At 64.9% G+C, this 14658-nt stretch carries 10 protein-coding genes and 1 pseudogene; 8 read left to right on the forward strand and 3 right to left on the reverse strand.

What is annotated here, in order from left to right:
• Nucleotides 1-307: 307 nt before the first annotated feature.
• From carB to J2R78_RS10255, 3 genes are all read left to right on the forward strand, one after another.
• Nucleotides 308-3772: a carbamoyl-phosphate synthase large subunit gene (gene carB / locus J2R78_RS10245; protein WP_253604178.1), complete on the forward strand. Its 3465-nt coding sequence runs from the start codon at nucleotides 308-310 to the stop codon at nucleotides 3770-3772.
• 197 nt (nucleotides 3773-3969) lie between these two features.
• Entirely contained in the window at nucleotides 3970-4443 is a 474-nt protein-coding gene (greA, locus tag J2R78_RS10250; protein WP_018269816.1) for a transcription elongation factor GreA, read from the forward strand.
• A gap of 353 nt (nucleotides 4444-4796) precedes the next feature.
• The gene (locus tag J2R78_RS10255) at nucleotides 4797-5192 is read left to right on the forward strand and encodes a DoxX family protein (RefSeq protein ID WP_253604179.1); all 396 of its coding nucleotides are present in this window, start codon (nucleotides 4797-4799) and stop codon (nucleotides 5190-5192) included.
• An 85-nt stretch (nucleotides 5193-5277) separates the two neighbouring features.
• Here J2R78_RS10255 and J2R78_RS10260 read toward each other — a convergent pair whose 3' ends face one another.
• Nucleotides 5278-5757 carry an Lrp/AsnC family transcriptional regulator gene (locus J2R78_RS10260; protein ID WP_016845095.1) on the reverse strand — a complete coding sequence of 160 codons (480 nt, stop codon included), beginning with the start codon at nucleotides 5755-5757 and terminating at the stop codon, nucleotides 5278-5280.
• Between the two features lie 282 nt (nucleotides 5758-6039).
• On the opposite strand from J2R78_RS10260, the pseudogene trxB reads away from it, so the two are divergent.
• The 3 genes and pseudogenes from trxB (at nucleotide 6040) to J2R78_RS10275 (ending at nucleotide 9374) form a co-directional block, all read left to right on the forward strand.
• Nucleotides 6040-7006: pseudogene (trxB, locus tag J2R78_RS10265) on the forward strand (thioredoxin-disulfide reductase).
• Nucleotides 7007-7008: 2 nt separating this feature from the next.
• Nucleotides 7009-7929, forward strand: coding sequence for a LysR family transcriptional regulator (locus tag J2R78_RS10270; protein ID WP_026192264.1), 921 nt, complete (start codon nucleotides 7009-7011; stop codon nucleotides 7927-7929).
• Nucleotides 7930-8459: 530 nt separating this feature from the next.
• Nucleotides 8460-9374 (forward strand): 4-hydroxy-tetrahydrodipicolinate synthase, encoded by a 915-nt coding sequence (locus J2R78_RS10275; protein ID WP_253604181.1) that lies wholly within the window; start codon nucleotides 8460-8462, stop codon nucleotides 9372-9374.
• Nucleotides 9375-9537: 163 nt separating this feature from the next.
• Here the strand turns inward: J2R78_RS10275 and J2R78_RS10280 are convergent, their stop codons facing one another.
• On the reverse strand, nucleotides 9538-11931 hold the full coding sequence (locus tag J2R78_RS10280; protein ID WP_309144995.1) for a heavy metal translocating P-type ATPase: 2394 nt from the start codon (nucleotides 11929-11931) through the stop codon (nucleotides 9538-9540).
• 65 nt (nucleotides 11932-11996) lie between these two features.
• Between J2R78_RS10280 and J2R78_RS10285 the strand changes: the two genes are divergently transcribed.
• Nucleotides 11997-12272 carry a metal-sensitive transcriptional regulator gene (locus J2R78_RS10285; RefSeq protein WP_018269815.1) on the forward strand — a complete coding sequence of 92 codons (276 nt, stop codon included), beginning with the start codon at nucleotides 11997-11999 and terminating at the stop codon, nucleotides 12270-12272.
• A gap of 118 nt (nucleotides 12273-12390) precedes the next feature.
• Nucleotides 12391-13545 (forward strand): IS481 family transposase, encoded by a 1155-nt coding sequence (locus J2R78_RS10290; RefSeq protein WP_256558836.1) that lies wholly within the window; start codon nucleotides 12391-12393, stop codon nucleotides 13543-13545.
• Here J2R78_RS10290 and ychF read toward each other — a convergent pair.
• Entirely contained in the window at nucleotides 13535-14632 is a 1098-nt protein-coding gene (gene ychF / locus J2R78_RS10295) for a redox-regulated ATPase YchF (protein WP_253604185.1), read from the reverse strand. The two genes, J2R78_RS10290 and ychF, sit on opposite strands and share 11 nt — an antisense overlap.
• Between the last annotated feature and the right edge of the window lie 26 nt (nucleotides 14633-14658).

Raw genomic sequence — 14658 nt, forward strand, 5'->3', positions numbered from 1 at the left:
GCAGCTTCGGCTCGGCAGGCCTTCTCGTAGCGAAGGCTGCCGCGGCGTAGCCCGCAGGGCGAAGCCGGGCCGGTAGCCCCTCCCAATCCCGAGCACCCCCAACCGGGCATACGCCGAATGCGGATTTTCCCCCAGAATCGCGGTTGATTGCGCGTTTTTGGGGGTTTCGCGGGTGCGGAAACTGGTCTAAAGACCACCCGCGCGCGAGGGATCGCGCTTCCGGCGCTACAACATGTAGCGCATGGCTCGAGGGACGCGCGGGAAGCGCGCCCTTTTTTTGTGCCTAAATTCCAGTCCGCGAGAGCCGATGCCCAAAAGAACCGACATCTCCACCATCCTGATCATCGGCGCCGGTCCCATCGTGATCGGCCAAGCCTGCGAGTTCGACTATTCCGGCACGCAGGCCTGCAAGACGCTCAAGGAAGAGGGCTATCGGATCGTCCTGGTCAATTCCAACCCGGCGACGATCATGACCGACCCGGAGCTGGCGGATGCGACCTATATCGAGCCGATCACGCCCGAAATCGTCGCCAAGATCATCGAGAAGGAACGCCACGTCGTGCCCGGCGGCTTCGCGCTGCTGCCGACCATGGGCGGCCAGACCGCGCTGAACTGCGCGCTGTCGCTGCGCAAGCAGGGTACGCTGGAGAAGTTCGACGTCGAGATGATCGGCGCCACCGCCGACGCCATCGACAAGGCCGAAGACCGCCAGCTGTTCCGCGACGCCATGGAGAAGATCGGGCTGCAGACGCCGAGGTCGCGGCTCGCCAATGCGTCGGCGCTGAAGAAGTCCGACCGCGACAAGTACCTCGCCGATCAGGCCAAGCTGTCCGGCCCCGAGCTCGAAGCCTTCGAACGGCAGTGGGAAGGCGGCGAGAACGAGCGGCGCAAGCGCTACCAGCAGCAGGCCTTGGCCGAAGCGCTGATGGCGCTGTCCGACATCGGGCTGCCCGCGATCATCCGCCCCTCCTTCACGCTCGGCGGCACCGGCGGCGGCATCGCCTACAACAAGGAAGAATATCTCGACATCATCGAGCGCGGCCTCGACGCCTCGCCGACCAACGAGGTGCTGATCGAGGAATCCGTTCTCGGCTGGAAAGAGTTCGAGATGGAGGTGGTGCGCGACAAAAAGGACAATTGCATCATCATCTGCTCGATCGAGAACGTCGATCCGATGGGCGTGCACACCGGCGATTCCATCACGGTGGCGCCGGCGCTGACGCTCACCGACAAGGAATACCAGATCATGCGCGACGCATCGATTGCGGTGCTGCGCGAGATCGGGGTCGAGACCGGCGGTTCCAACGTGCAGTTCGGCATCAATCCGGACGACGGCCGCATGGTCGTGATCGAGATGAATCCGCGAGTTTCTCGTTCTTCGGCATTGGCTTCGAAGGCCACCGGCTTCCCGATCGCCAAGGTCGCCGCCAAGCTTGCGATCGGCTACACGCTCGACGAGATCGCCAACGACATCACCGGCGGCGCGACGCCGGCCTCGTTCGAGCCGACGATCGACTACGTCGTCACCAAGATTCCGCGCTTTGCGTTCGAGAAATTCCCCGGCGCCTCCTCCACGCTGACCACCTCGATGAAGTCGGTCGGCGAGGTGATGGCGATCGGTCGCACTTTCCAGGAGAGCCTGCAGAAGGCCCTGCGCGGGCTCGAGACCGGGCTGACCGGCCTCGACGAGATCGACATCGAGGGCCTCGGCCGCAGTGACGACAAGAACGCGATCCGCGCGGCGCTCGGCACGCCGACGCCGAACCGCCTGCTGCAGGTCGCGCAGGCGATGCGGCTCGGTTGGTCGAACGAGGATATCTTCAATTCCTGCAAGATCGATCCCTGGTTCCTCGCCGAACTGCGCGCCATCGTCGAGATGGAAGGCAAGGTCCGCAGCAGCGGCCTGCCGACCAATGCGTTCGCGATGCGGATGCTGAAGGCGATGGGCTTCTCGGACGCGCGGCTCGCCGTGCTCACGGAGACCACCGAGGCCGACGTCACCGCCAAGCGCCACGCGCTCGGGGTGCGCCCGGTATTCAAGCGCATCGACACCTGCGCGGCGGAGTTCGCGTCGCCGACCGCCTACATGTATTCGACCTATGAGCGGCCGTTCGCCGGCGAACTCGCCGACGAGAGCGCGCCGTCGGACCGCAAGAAGGTGATCATCCTCGGCGGCGGGCCGAACCGCATCGGCCAGGGCATCGAGTTCGACTATTGCTGCTGCCACGCCTGCTTCGCGCTCGAGGACGCCGGCTACGAGACCATCATGGTCAACTGCAACCCGGAAACGGTATCGACCGACTACGACACCGCCGACCGGCTGTATTTCGAGCCGCTGACCGCCGAGGACGTGCTCGAGATCATCGCGACCGAGCGCAAGAACGGCACGCTGCACGGCGTGATCGTGCAGTTCGGCGGCCAGACCCCGCTGAAGCTTGCCCGCGCGCTCGAAGCCGCCGAAGTGCCGATCCTCGGCACCTCGCCTGATGCGATCGACCTCGCCGAGGACCGCGACCGCTTCAAGCGCGTGCTCGACAAGCTGCGTCTCAAGCAGCCGAAGAACGGCATCGCCTATTCGGTCGAGCAGGCCCGCCTGGTCGCCGCCGATCTCGACCTGCCGCTGGTGGTGCGTCCGTCCTACGTGCTCGGCGGCCGCGCGATGCAGATCATCCGCGAGGAGAACCAGCTCAACGACTACCTGCTGGGAACGCTGCCCGAGCTGGTGCCCGCCGACATCAAGGCGCGCTACCCGAACGACAAGACCGGGCAGATCAACACCGTGCTCGGCAAGAACCCGCTGCTGTTCGACCGCTATCTGTCCGACGCGACCGAAGTCGACGTCGACTGCCTCTGCGACGGCAAGGACACCTTCATCGTCGGCATCATGGAGCACATCGAGGAAGCCGGCATCCATTCCGGCGACTCCGCCTGCTCGCTGCCGCCGCATTCGCTCGACGCCAAGACCATCGAGGAACTGGAGCGGCAGACCCGCGAGCTCGCGCTCGGGCTCGACGTGGTCGGGCTGATGAACGTGCAATACGCCATCAAGGACGGCGAGATCTACGTGCTCGAGGTCAACCCCCGCGCATCCCGCACCGTGCCGTTCGTCGCCAAGGTGATCGGCACGCCCGTCGCCAAGATCGCGGCGCGGATCATGGCCGGCGAAAAGCTCGCCGACTTCAAGCTGAAGAAGAAGAAGCTCGGCCATGTCGGCGTGAAGGAATCGGTGTTCCCGTTCGCGCGTTTCCCCGGCGTCGATACCGTGCTCGGACCGGAGATGCGTTCGACCGGCGAAGTGATGGGCATCGACCGCTCCTTCGAGGTCGCGTTCGCGAAGAGCCAGCTCGGCGGCGGCACACGCGTGCCGCGGCAGGGCACGGTGTTCGTTTCGGTGCGCGGCGACGACAAGATGCGCATCGCGGATGCGGTGCGGCTGTTGCACTCGCTCGGCTTCAAGGTGATGGCAACCTCGGGCACGCAGCGCTACCTCAGCGACAACGGCGTGCCGACGGAAAAGGTGAACAAGGTGCTCGAAGGCCGTCCGCACATCGTCGACGCCATCACCAATGGCGACGTCCAGCTGGTCTTCAATACCACCGAAGGTCCGCAGGCGCTGGCCGACAGCCGCTCGCTGCGGCGGGCTGCCCTCTTGCATAAAGTGCCATATTACACCACTCTTTCGGGCGCGGTGGCGGCCGCACGGGGAATCCGGGCCTATCGGGCCGGGGACCTTGAGGTCCGCACGCTTCAGAGTTACTTTTCCGAAAGCTGACCGCTGCCCGGGCTGAAGGCCCGAAGCGGTCAATTAGCCGAATGGCTGGAACTCACCGCGCGATTGGATGTTGTCACGGCCCTTAGCGGGGCCGAATATCACTGGGCTTCCGGGCGCGTTGGCGCCCTGATTCCTGCGTTAGCTGAACTGGATATTCGTGCACGGCCGCCGGGCGCGCGCGATGAAGGACGAAGATGATGGATAAGGTTCCGATGACCGCGGGCGGATACGCCGCGCTGACGGACGAGTTGAAGCATCGCCAATCGGTGGATCGTCCGCGCATCATCGAACACATCGCGGAAGCGCGCTCGCACGGCGATCTCTCGGAGAACGCCGAGTATCACGCCGCCAAGGAAGAGCAGTCGCACAACGAGGGCCGCATCGCCGAGCTCGAGGACAAGCTCGCGCGTGCCGACATCATCGACATTTCGAAACTGTCAGGCGACACCATCAAGTTCGGCGCGACCGTGACGCTGATCGATGAGGACACCGAGAAGAAGGCGGTGTGGCAGATCGTCGGCGAAGTCGAGGCCGACGCCAAGAAGGGCCGCATCTCGATCACCTCGCCGCTCGCGCGCGCGCTGATCGGCAAGAAGAAGGGGACCACCGTCGAGGTGATGGCGCCGGGCGGCGCCAAGGCCTACGAGATCACCAAGGTCGAGTGGCGGTAGTTACCTTCACGTGACTGGTGCAGAAAAGCCGCGTCCCGCACGCGGCTTTTTTTATGCCCCGCGTTTCTCCCCGGTCTGACAGCAATGTGAATGGAGAGCCGCTGCACGCCATGCCAGTGAGGCCGTGACATGTTTATGCAGTATAATCATGTCAGGGGACGGAGTTCGGGCCGACGATCGCGTCGCAACACGCATCGCTGCGCGTCACCGTGCCGCTGCCGCGTTCTCTCGCAACTGCCGTCGCGCGAGGAATGATTCCAGTCGCAAGGTGTTGACATCACACTCCGGTGGCGGACACCGTGTGTTTCTGCATCTTGCAACGTTCCAGTGTGTCAAACAGGGGGTAAATGACAATGGACCAGATGTTCTCCAAGCTCCAGCCGGTGACGCTCAGCCTGTTCCGGTTCATCACCGGACTGCTGCTGTTTCAGTTCGGCGTTGCCAAAATTTTCAAATTCCCACCCGGGACAATGTTCGAGAAGGTCGAGCTGTTCTCATTGATCGGCGCGGCCGGCGCCCTCGAATTGGTGCTCGGCGGGCTCCTGATGATTGGCCTTTTCTCGCGGATCGTTGCCTTCATCCTGGCGGGTGAAATGGCCTTCGCCTACTTCATCGGCCATTTCCCAAAAGGGTTCTACCCGCTGCTCAATAACGGCAGTCTGGCGATCGCGTTCTGCTTCGCCTGCCTCTACCTCGCGACCTCGGGTCCGGGTCCGATCAGCGTCGACGCTGCGATGGGGAAGAGGTAGCAGCGCTAGGCGCTTCCCACTCATTGACGACGTCATTTCCGGGATGGCGCGTTAGCATCGAGCCCGGAATGACGCGCACAGCGCGTCAGCCGACCGCCTTCAATCCCAGCGGCACCGCGGCCTCATATTTCGAATTGTGCAGCACCAGTGACGTCCTGACGTTGCGCACGTGCGGCGCCGCCGTCAGGTGGGTGACGAAATCCTGGAACGTCGCCATGTCGGGCGCGACGCATTTGAGGATGAAGTCGACTTCGCCCGACAGCATCCAGCATTCCCGCACCAGCGGCTCGGCGCGCACGAAATTCTCGAAGGCGCGGAGATCGGCGTCGGCCTGGCTCGACAGATGCACCGAGGCGAACACCGTGACGTCGTAGCCGAGGCGGCGCGGATCGAGCAGGCCGCGGTATCCCTGGATGTAGCCTTCCTCCTCCAGCGCCCTGACCCTGCGCAGGCAGGGCGGCGGCGAGATACCGACGCGTTTGGCCAGTTCCACATTGGTGATTCGGCCATCGGCCTGGATCTCGGCGAGGATTTTGAGGTCGATCTCGTCAAGGTTCTTCGACACGCGACTACAGTTCCCTAGGGGTTTGGAAGGCTTGGCGGATCCGCCGGCAACTCTCATAGCGCAGCCCGCTGGCATTGCGCAATTTTATTGCGCGTGCAGCGCACGATTTCGCGAATGTGACTTCAGTTCCGGGGAAAAATCGCTGCCATGGATTGCAAATCTTGCATAGCTTCCCAGATATCTTAGACTTGGATTTGACACTTTCAGCACCGCCGTGACCTGCTTCCGGGGTGCTTCCCACACAAGTCCCCGTCAAAGTCCCCAGCAGAGAGGGATCAGCTAATGCCCGCGCCTGTCCATGCCAAGGTCGTCATCATCGGGTCCGGCCCCGCCGGTTACACCGCAGCGATCTACGCGGCGCGCGCGATGCTCGAGCCAGTGCTGATCCAGGGCATCCAGCCGGGCGGGCAGCTCACCATCACCACCGACGTCGAGAACTATCCCGGCTTCGCCGATGTGATCCAGGGCCCCTGGCTGATGGAGCAGATGGAGAAGCAGGCGGCCCATGTCGGCACCAAGATCGTTACCGATCACGTCAACAAGCTGGAACTCGGCCAGCGCCCGTTTCGCCTGACCTGCGATTCCGGCGACGTCTATCTCGCCGAGACCGTGATCCTCGCCACCGGCGCCCAGGCGCGCTGGCTCGGACTGCCCTCGGAAGCAAAGTTCCAGGGCGGCGGGGGTGTCGGCCTGCGCGACCTGCGACGGCTTCTTCTACCGCGGCAAGGACGTCGTGGTGGTCGGCGGCGGCAACACCGCGGTCGAGGAAGCGCTGTACCTGACCAATCACGCCTCCCAGGTCACCATCGTGCATCGCCGCGATCATTTCCGCGCCGAGCGCATCCTGCAGGAGCGGCTGTTCAAGAATCCCAAGATCAAGGTGGTGTGGGATTCGGCGATCGACGAGATCTGCGGATCGGAGAACCCGAACAAGGTCACCCATGTGCGGCTGAAGAACGTCAAGACCGGCGCGCACACGAACCTCAAAACCGACGGCGTCTTCATCGCGATCGGCCATGCGCCGGCGACGGAGCTCGTCAAAGGCCAGATCAAGCTGAAACCGTCGGGCTATGTCGAGGTTGCGCCGAACTCCACCGCGACCTCGATGCCCGGCCTGTTCGCCGCGGGCGACGTGGCGGATGAAACCTTCCGGCAGGCGGTCACCGCCGCCGGCCTCGGCTGCATGGCTGCGCTCGAGGCGGAACGCTTCCTGGCTCTTCGCGCGAGCGATCGCGCAGCGGCGGAATAATCATGGCACGATCTCGCGACGGATTTACGGATATGGATTGGGACAAGCTGAAGGTCTTTCACGCAGCGGCGGAGGCTGGCAGCTTCACGCATGCCGGCGAACAGCTTGGCCTGTCGCAATCGGCGGTCTCCCGCCAGGTCAGCGCGCTGGAGCAGGAGCTCTCGGTGTCGCTGTTTCACCGCCACGCCCGCGGCCTGATCCTCACCGAACAGGGCGACCTCCTGTTCCGCACCGCGCATGACGTGTTCATGCAGCTGCAGGCGGCCCGCGCAAAGCTCACCGACAGCCGCGAGCGGCCGAGCGGCGACCTCAAGATCACGACGCCGCCGGCGCTGGGCATCAACTGGCTGATCCCGCGGCTCGACGAGTTCACCGCGCTCTATCCCGACATCCGGATCTCGCTGATCGTCACCGACGAGGATCTCGACCTCTCGATGCGCGAGGCCGACGTCGCGATCCGCACCCGCAAGCCGACCCAGCCGGACCTGATCCAGCGCAAGCTGTTCTCGATCGGCTTCCATGCCTACTGCTCGCCGGAATACATCAAGCGCTTCGGCACGCCGCGCACGCTCGATGATCTCGACTCGCACCGCATCATCATGCTCGGCGACTCGCAGGTGCCGGCGCATCTGCAGAACCGCAGCTGGCTGATCGATGCCGGCCGCAACGGCTCCGGTCCGCGCGAGCCCTACTTCAAGGTCAACAACATCCTCGGCCTCGTGCGCGCCTGCCAGCAGGGCCTCGGCATCGCCGCGCTGCCGGACTATCTGGTCGAACAGAACAACCTCGTGCAGCTGTTCGGCGAGTCCGACTCGATCGCGCTCGACACCTACTTCGTCTATCCGGAAGAGCTGAAGACGGTGGCCCGGGTGCAGGTGTTCCGCGACTTCGTGGTCAGCAAGGCGCAGCGCTGGCCGTCGTGATTAAGCCGCCCTTATAGGGCTGCTTTATAGGGATATCCGTGCTGCCCCCGGTCTCCGCATGACTGACATGCGACCTGGATAGTTGCTGCAAGCCGTCGATGGGGATCATAGTGCTTACACGCTGAGCGTTCGCGTCGCGCATATGTCCCCCTCCTCCAGTGGCGCGGAAGTTCAGTAATCCCTCTTGGAAGGTGATTGTGTCGGCCTCACGTGGCCAATACCTTAAGCCGGGCTCACTCGAGCCCGGCTTTTTTTCATCGCCGTGCCTCTTCACCTCCACGTCATGCGCAAAGCGCGCCGCACGCGCCGGTCAGCATGTGCATTGACAACAACCTCGCAGCGCAGCATCATTATCCCATGATCACGACTTCGTGCGCCGTTCTGTCGTCGAAAAAAGCTCCCCTCCCGGGGACACGAGATCGCGCGCGATAAGATCACCTTCGCATTCAAACCGATCCCGAAACCCCGCCGCCTGGACGGGGTTTTTTGTTGGTCCCGTCTCCGGCTTTGCCTTCTTAAGGAGATGGAACATGACCGATCTACATCAGCAATTGCAGGGCCTCTGGCTGCCTTTGATCACGCCATTCCGTAACGGCGAGCTCGACGTCACGTCGCTGCGGCGTCTTGTACGGCACTACGCCAATGGCCCCGTCGACGGGTTCATTCTCGGCGCAACCTCCGGCGAGGGCATGGCGCTCAGCGTGGACGAACTGGAGGGGCTGGTGAGCGTCGTGCTCGACGAGCTCAGTGCCAGCTCCCGCCATTTGCCGGTCTGTCTCGGGCTCTCCGGCGCCTCGACCGCCCGGATGAAGGAAGCGCTGGATGATACGGCCGACTGGCCGATCAACGGCTATCTGATCGCCAGCCCCTATTACATCAGGCCCTCGCAACGCGGGCTCGTGCAGCACTTCAACGCGCTCGCCGATCACGCGTCGTGGCCGATCGTGCTTTACAACATCCCCTATCGCACGGCGGTGAACCTGACCAACGAGACGCTGCTGGCGCTCGCGGACCATCCGAACATCGCCGGCATGAAGGATTGCTGCGCCGACCGCGCGCAGTCGATCGACTTCCTCAACCGCCGGCCGGCCGGCTTTCGCGTGCTGACCGGCGAGGACGCGCAAACCTTCGATGCGCTCTCGGACGGCGCCGACGGCGCGATCCTGCTGTCCGCACATCTGGAAACGAACACCTTCGCTGCGATCCGCACGCTGCTGCAGCAGGGCCAGCGCGACGCGGCGCTGGCCGCCTGGCAGAGCGTCGTCGGCCTGACGAGGCTGCTGTTCGCCGAACCGAGCCCCGCGCCGGCCAAGCACTGGCTGTGGCGACAGGGGCTGATCGACAGCCCCGAGGTGCGGCTGCCGATGGTCGCGGTGAGCGAGGATCTCGCAACCTGGCTCGATGCCGAGATAGAGCGCCGCGCGCAGCTGCTGCTGCCAGCCTGATCGCTCCGCTCCCTCTCCCCGTTCTTACGGGGAGAGGGCTGGGGTGAGGGGCTGCTTCCGCACAAAAGGCGAGAGACAGACTCGTGGAGAGTCCCCCTCACCCGGATCGCATTTTGCGATGCGATCCGACCTCTCCCCGCAAGCGGGGCGAGGTAAGAGACGCCTAGTCCAGCTTCACCTGCGAAAGCCGCAGCGCATTGCCGATCACGCTGACCGAGGACAGCGCCATCGCGGCGGCGCCGACCATCGGCGACAGCAGGATGCCGAACAGCGGATACAGCACGCCGGCCGCGATCGGCACGCCGGCGGCGTTGTAGACGAACGCGAACGCCAGGTTCTGGCGGATGTTGCGCATGGTCGCGACCGACAGCCGCCGCGCGCGCACGAGGCCCATCAGATCGCCCGTGAGCAGCGTGACGCCGGCGCTCTCGATCGCGACGTCGGTGCCGCCGCCCATCGCGATGCCGACATCGGCGGCGGCGAGCGCCGGTGCGTCATTGACGCCGTCGCCGGCCATCGCGACGGTGCGCCCCTCGCCGCGCAGCCGCTGCACCACCTCGCTCTTGCGCTCCGGCAGAACGCCGGCCTCGACGTCGTCGATGCCGAGCGTCTTCGCCACCGCCCGCGCGGTGGTCTCGTTGTCGCCGGTCAGCATCACGATACGCAGGCCCTCGGCACGCAGTGCCTGCAGCGCGCTGGTCGCGGACGGCTTCACCGGATCGGCAATCGCGATCACCCCGGCGATGCGGCCATCGACCGCGACATAGATTGCCGTCGCGCCGTCCCGCCGTGCGGCCTCGGCCGCCTCGTCGAGCGCTGCCGTCGCGATCTTCAGCTCGGCCATCAGCACCGCGTTGCCGAGCGCAACCTGCCTGCCCCCGACCGTGCCGGTCGCGCCCTTGCCGGAGGGCGAGGCGAAATTGCTGACGGCGGACGATGCGAGCTTGCGCTCCCCGGCGGCGGCGATAATCGCCTGCGCCAGCGGGTGCTCGCTGCCCTGCTCCACACTGGCGGCAACGCGCAGCAGATCGCTCTCGTTGAATCCTTCGGCGGCAATGACGCGCACGACCTTCGGCTTGCCCTCGGTGAGCGTGCCGGTCTTGTCGATGACCAGCGTATCGATCGCCTCCATCCGCTCCAGCGCCTGTGCGTCGCGGATCAGGATGCCGGAATGCGCGCCGCGGCCGACGCCGACCATGATCGACATCGGCGTCGCCAATCCTAGCGCGCACGGACAGGCGATGATCAGCACCGTGACGGCGGCGACCAGCGCGAAGGTCAGGCGCGGCTCAGGGCCGAACACCGTCCAGGCGATGAAGGCGAGCACGGCGGCGGCGATCACCGCCGGCACGAACCAGCCGGCGACACGATCGGCCAGCCGCTGGATCGGCGCGCGTGAGCGCTGCGCCTTCGCCACCATGTCGACGATCCGCGACAGCATGGTGTCGCGGCCGATCTTCTCGGCGCGCATCACGAGGCCGCCGCTCTGGTTGACCGTGCCGCCGATCACGCTCGCGCCTTCGGCCTTCGTGACCGGCATCGACTCGCCTGTGACCATGGACTCGTCGATGACCGCACTGCCCTCGATGACGACGCCGTCGACCGGCACCTTCTCGCCCGGCCGCACGCGCAGGCGGTCGCCGACCTTGATCGCGTCGATGTCGATATCCTCGTCGCCGTGTTCGGTGATGCGCCGCGCGGTCTTGGGCGCGAGACCGAGCAGCGCGCGGATCGCGCCCGAGGTCTGCGCGCGGGCGCGCAATTCCAGCACCTGGCCGAGCAGCACCAGCACCGTGATCACGGCCGCCGCCTCGAAATACACCGCGACCGCGCCGTGCATGTCGCGAAACGCGGGCGGAAACAGCTGCGGCGCCAGCGTCGCGACCACGCTGTAGACATAGGCAACGCCGGTGCCCATCGCGATCAGCGTGAACATGTTGAGATTGCGGGTGACAAGCGACTGCCAGCCGCGCACGAAGAACGGCGCGCCGGCCCACAGCACGACCGGCGTCGCCAGCACGAGCGAGACCCAGTTCGACCAGTGCTGCGGCACCAGCTGCATCAGCCCGAGATGGCTGCCCATCTCGAGCACGAACACCGGCACGGTCAGCGCGAGGCCGATCCAGAACCGCCGCGTCATGTCGATCAGTTCGGGATCGGGACCGTCGTCGAGCGAGACCTGCTCGGGCTCCAGCGCCATGCCGCAGATCGGGCAACTGCCGGGACCGACCTGGCGCACCTCGGGATGCATCGGGCAGGTGTAGATGGTGCCCGCGGGCGCCGGCGGCTCCTCCTCGCGCGGCTTGAGATACTTCTCAGGGTCGGCCTCGAAACGCTCGCTGCAGCGGCCGCTGCAGAACAGGTACTCCTCGCCCTTGTAGCTGAAGCGGTGCTTGGCGGTCGCCGGATTGACCTTCATGCCGCAGACCGGATCGATGGCGAACGACGCCTCGGCCGGCGGCGTGTCGTGATCATGCTTGCCGCCGCAGCAGGAATGCGCGGCCGCGCCATTGTGGTGATGATCCGCGTGCGAATGGTCGTGCTTTGCGTGTGCCACGAAACTCTTCCCGGCCGGTAACCCGACCTCTTGATTTAGATACCCTAGGGGGGTATATGAGACCTATGAGAGACGAGGTCAAGACATCCTGCTTAAAACGGCTCAAACGGATCGAAGGTCAGATCCGCGGATTGGCCGCCATGGTCGAGGACGACCGCTATTGCATCGACGTGGTGACGCAGATCGCGGCCGCGCGCGCGGCGCTGCGCCGCGTCGAGGAAGAGGTGCTGCGCGATCATGTGGCGCATTGCGTCGAGCATGCGATCTCGTCCGGCGACAAGGCCGACCAGCGGCGCAAGATCGCCGAGCTGATGGACGTAATCGGGCGCGCGGATCGGTGAGCTAAGCGCCACCCCCATACTCGATGTCGTCCCTGCGAAAGTGTTTGGTCCCTGCTGATTGGTTGGATGGAATCGGTGTAGAACGAGGCGTGGCTTTTATCATGGAGCGCTTCGCGTCATGGAACTGAGCCTGCATGCGAACGCCACGACGACACCGAAGACGCGTGCCTACATCCAGCGCAGCAGGAAGTCGGTCGCCCAATTGGCGGCCGAGCTGGGGGTCAGCGAGACCACAATCTATCGCTGGCGCGGTCGCAGCACGGTCGAGGATCGCTCGCATCGGCCGAAGCACCTCACGACCAGCCTGTCCGCCCTTGAGGAACGGGCGGTGTGTGAGCTGCGGACATCGCTGCAGCTGCCGCTGGACGATATCGTCGAGGTGATGCAGCGGTGCATCAATGCCAAGCTGTCCCGCAGCGCGATCCACCGCTGCCTGCAGCGCAACGGCATCAGCCGGCTTGCCAAGCCTGACAAGCCCAGGGCCGGCGTCTTCGAAAGCGCCAGCATCGGCTTCATTCATATCGACGTGAAGTATCTGCCCGCGCTGCAACGCCGCACCAGTTATGCCTTTGTCGCGATCGATCGCGCCACCCGATACGTCTTCGTCGAGATCCATTCCAGGCGAGACGGAACGACCGCGACCGGCTTCCTCGAACGCTTCCTGGCCGACTTTCCGCACGGTGTTCACACCATCCTGACCGACAACGGAGCCGAGTTCACCGACCGCTTCGCCGTCGACAAGAAGAACAAACCGGTCGGGAAGCCTTCCGGCGACCACCCCTTTGATCGGCTCTGCAAGCAGCGCGCAATCGAGCATCGCCTGACCAAGCCCTACCACCCGCAAACCAACGGCCTCGTCGAACGCTTCAACCGGCGCATCGCTGAAGCCATCGGCCGCGAACACAAACGGGGCAGCGCGCGCCGTACCTTTGTCAACCACGCCGACCGCGACGCCTTCATCGCCAAGTTCGTCCACGACTACAATCGGACCCGCCTCAAATGCCTCGGCTACCTGGCGCCAATCCAGGCCCTCGCCAATCACACGGGACCGAACACGAAAGCAGGGACCCATGACCACAGGACGTGGCGATGGAGCGAGCTGGGGCCACAGCTCGCTTCAACAACGCAACCCTGTGGTTATGGGTCCCGGGTCGCGCTTCGCTTGCCCGGGACGACGTGGGAAAGAGCGCCATCCGTACATTCAGCGTCGTCCCGGCCTTCGCCGGGACGACGTGGGGAAAAAGCTCTCTCGAAATCGATGCTCAGGTATTGAACCTGAAATGCATCACGTCGCCGTCGGCGACGACGTACTCCTTGCCTTCAAGCCGCAGCTTGCCGGCATCGCGCGCGCCGGCTTCGCCGTTGCCGGCGATGTAGTCGGCATAGGCGATGGTCTCGGCGCGGATGAAGCCCTTCTCGAAATCGGTATGGATCACGCCGGCGGCGGCGGGCGCCTTGGTGCCGCGGTCGATGGTCCAGGCGCGCGCTTCCTTCGGGCCGACGGTGAAATAGGTGATGAGATCGAGCAGCCGGTAGCCGGCGCGGATCAGCCGATCGAGGCCGGCCTCTTCCAGACCCAGCGTCTCCAGGAAGTCAGTGCGTTCTTCACGCGACAGCGTCGCGATTTCGGATTCGATCTTGGCCGAGATCACGACCGCGACCGCGCCCTCCTCCTTGGCGCGCTCGAACACCGCCTTGGAGAAATTGTTGCCGTCCTTGGCCGAGCCTTCCTCGACGTTGCAGACGTAGAGCACGGGCTTCGAGGTCAAGAGCCCGAGCATGCGGAACGCACGCTCCTCCTCCGGCTTGCGCTCCAGTCCGCGGGCAGGCTTGCCGTCGCGCAGCAACACCAGCGCGCGGATGACCAGCTCGAGCTGCTCCTTGGCTTCCTTGTCGTTGCCCTTGGCCTTCTTCGACAGGTTGTCGACGCGCTTCTCCAGGCTGTCGAGATCGGACAGCATCAGCTCGGTCTCGATGGTCTCGATGTCGGCGAGCGGCGCGATCTTGCCCTCGACATGGGTGACGTCGGAATCCTCGAAGCAGCGCACCACATGGGCGATGGCGTCGACCTCGCGGATGTTGGCGAGGAACTGGTTGCCGAGACCTTCGCCCTGCGACGCGCCGCGGACGAGGCCCGCGATGTCGACGAAGGTCAGCCGGGTCGGAATGATCTGCGCGGACTTCGCGACCGCCGCGAGCTTCTCCAGCCGCGGATCGGGCACCGCGACCTCGCCGACATTCGGCTCGATGGTGCAGAACGGATAATTCGCCGCCTGGGCGGCCGCCGTCTCGGTCAGCGCATTGAACAGCGTCGACTTGCCGACGTTAGGCAACCCGACGATCCCGCATTTGAATCCCATGTCTTCCTCAATAATCTCTGGCTCGT

The sequence above is a fragment of the Bradyrhizobium sp. USDA 4538 genome (genome assembly GCF_024171045.1).
Lineage (GTDB): Bacteria > Pseudomonadota > Alphaproteobacteria > Rhizobiales > Xanthobacteraceae > Bradyrhizobium > Bradyrhizobium australafricanum.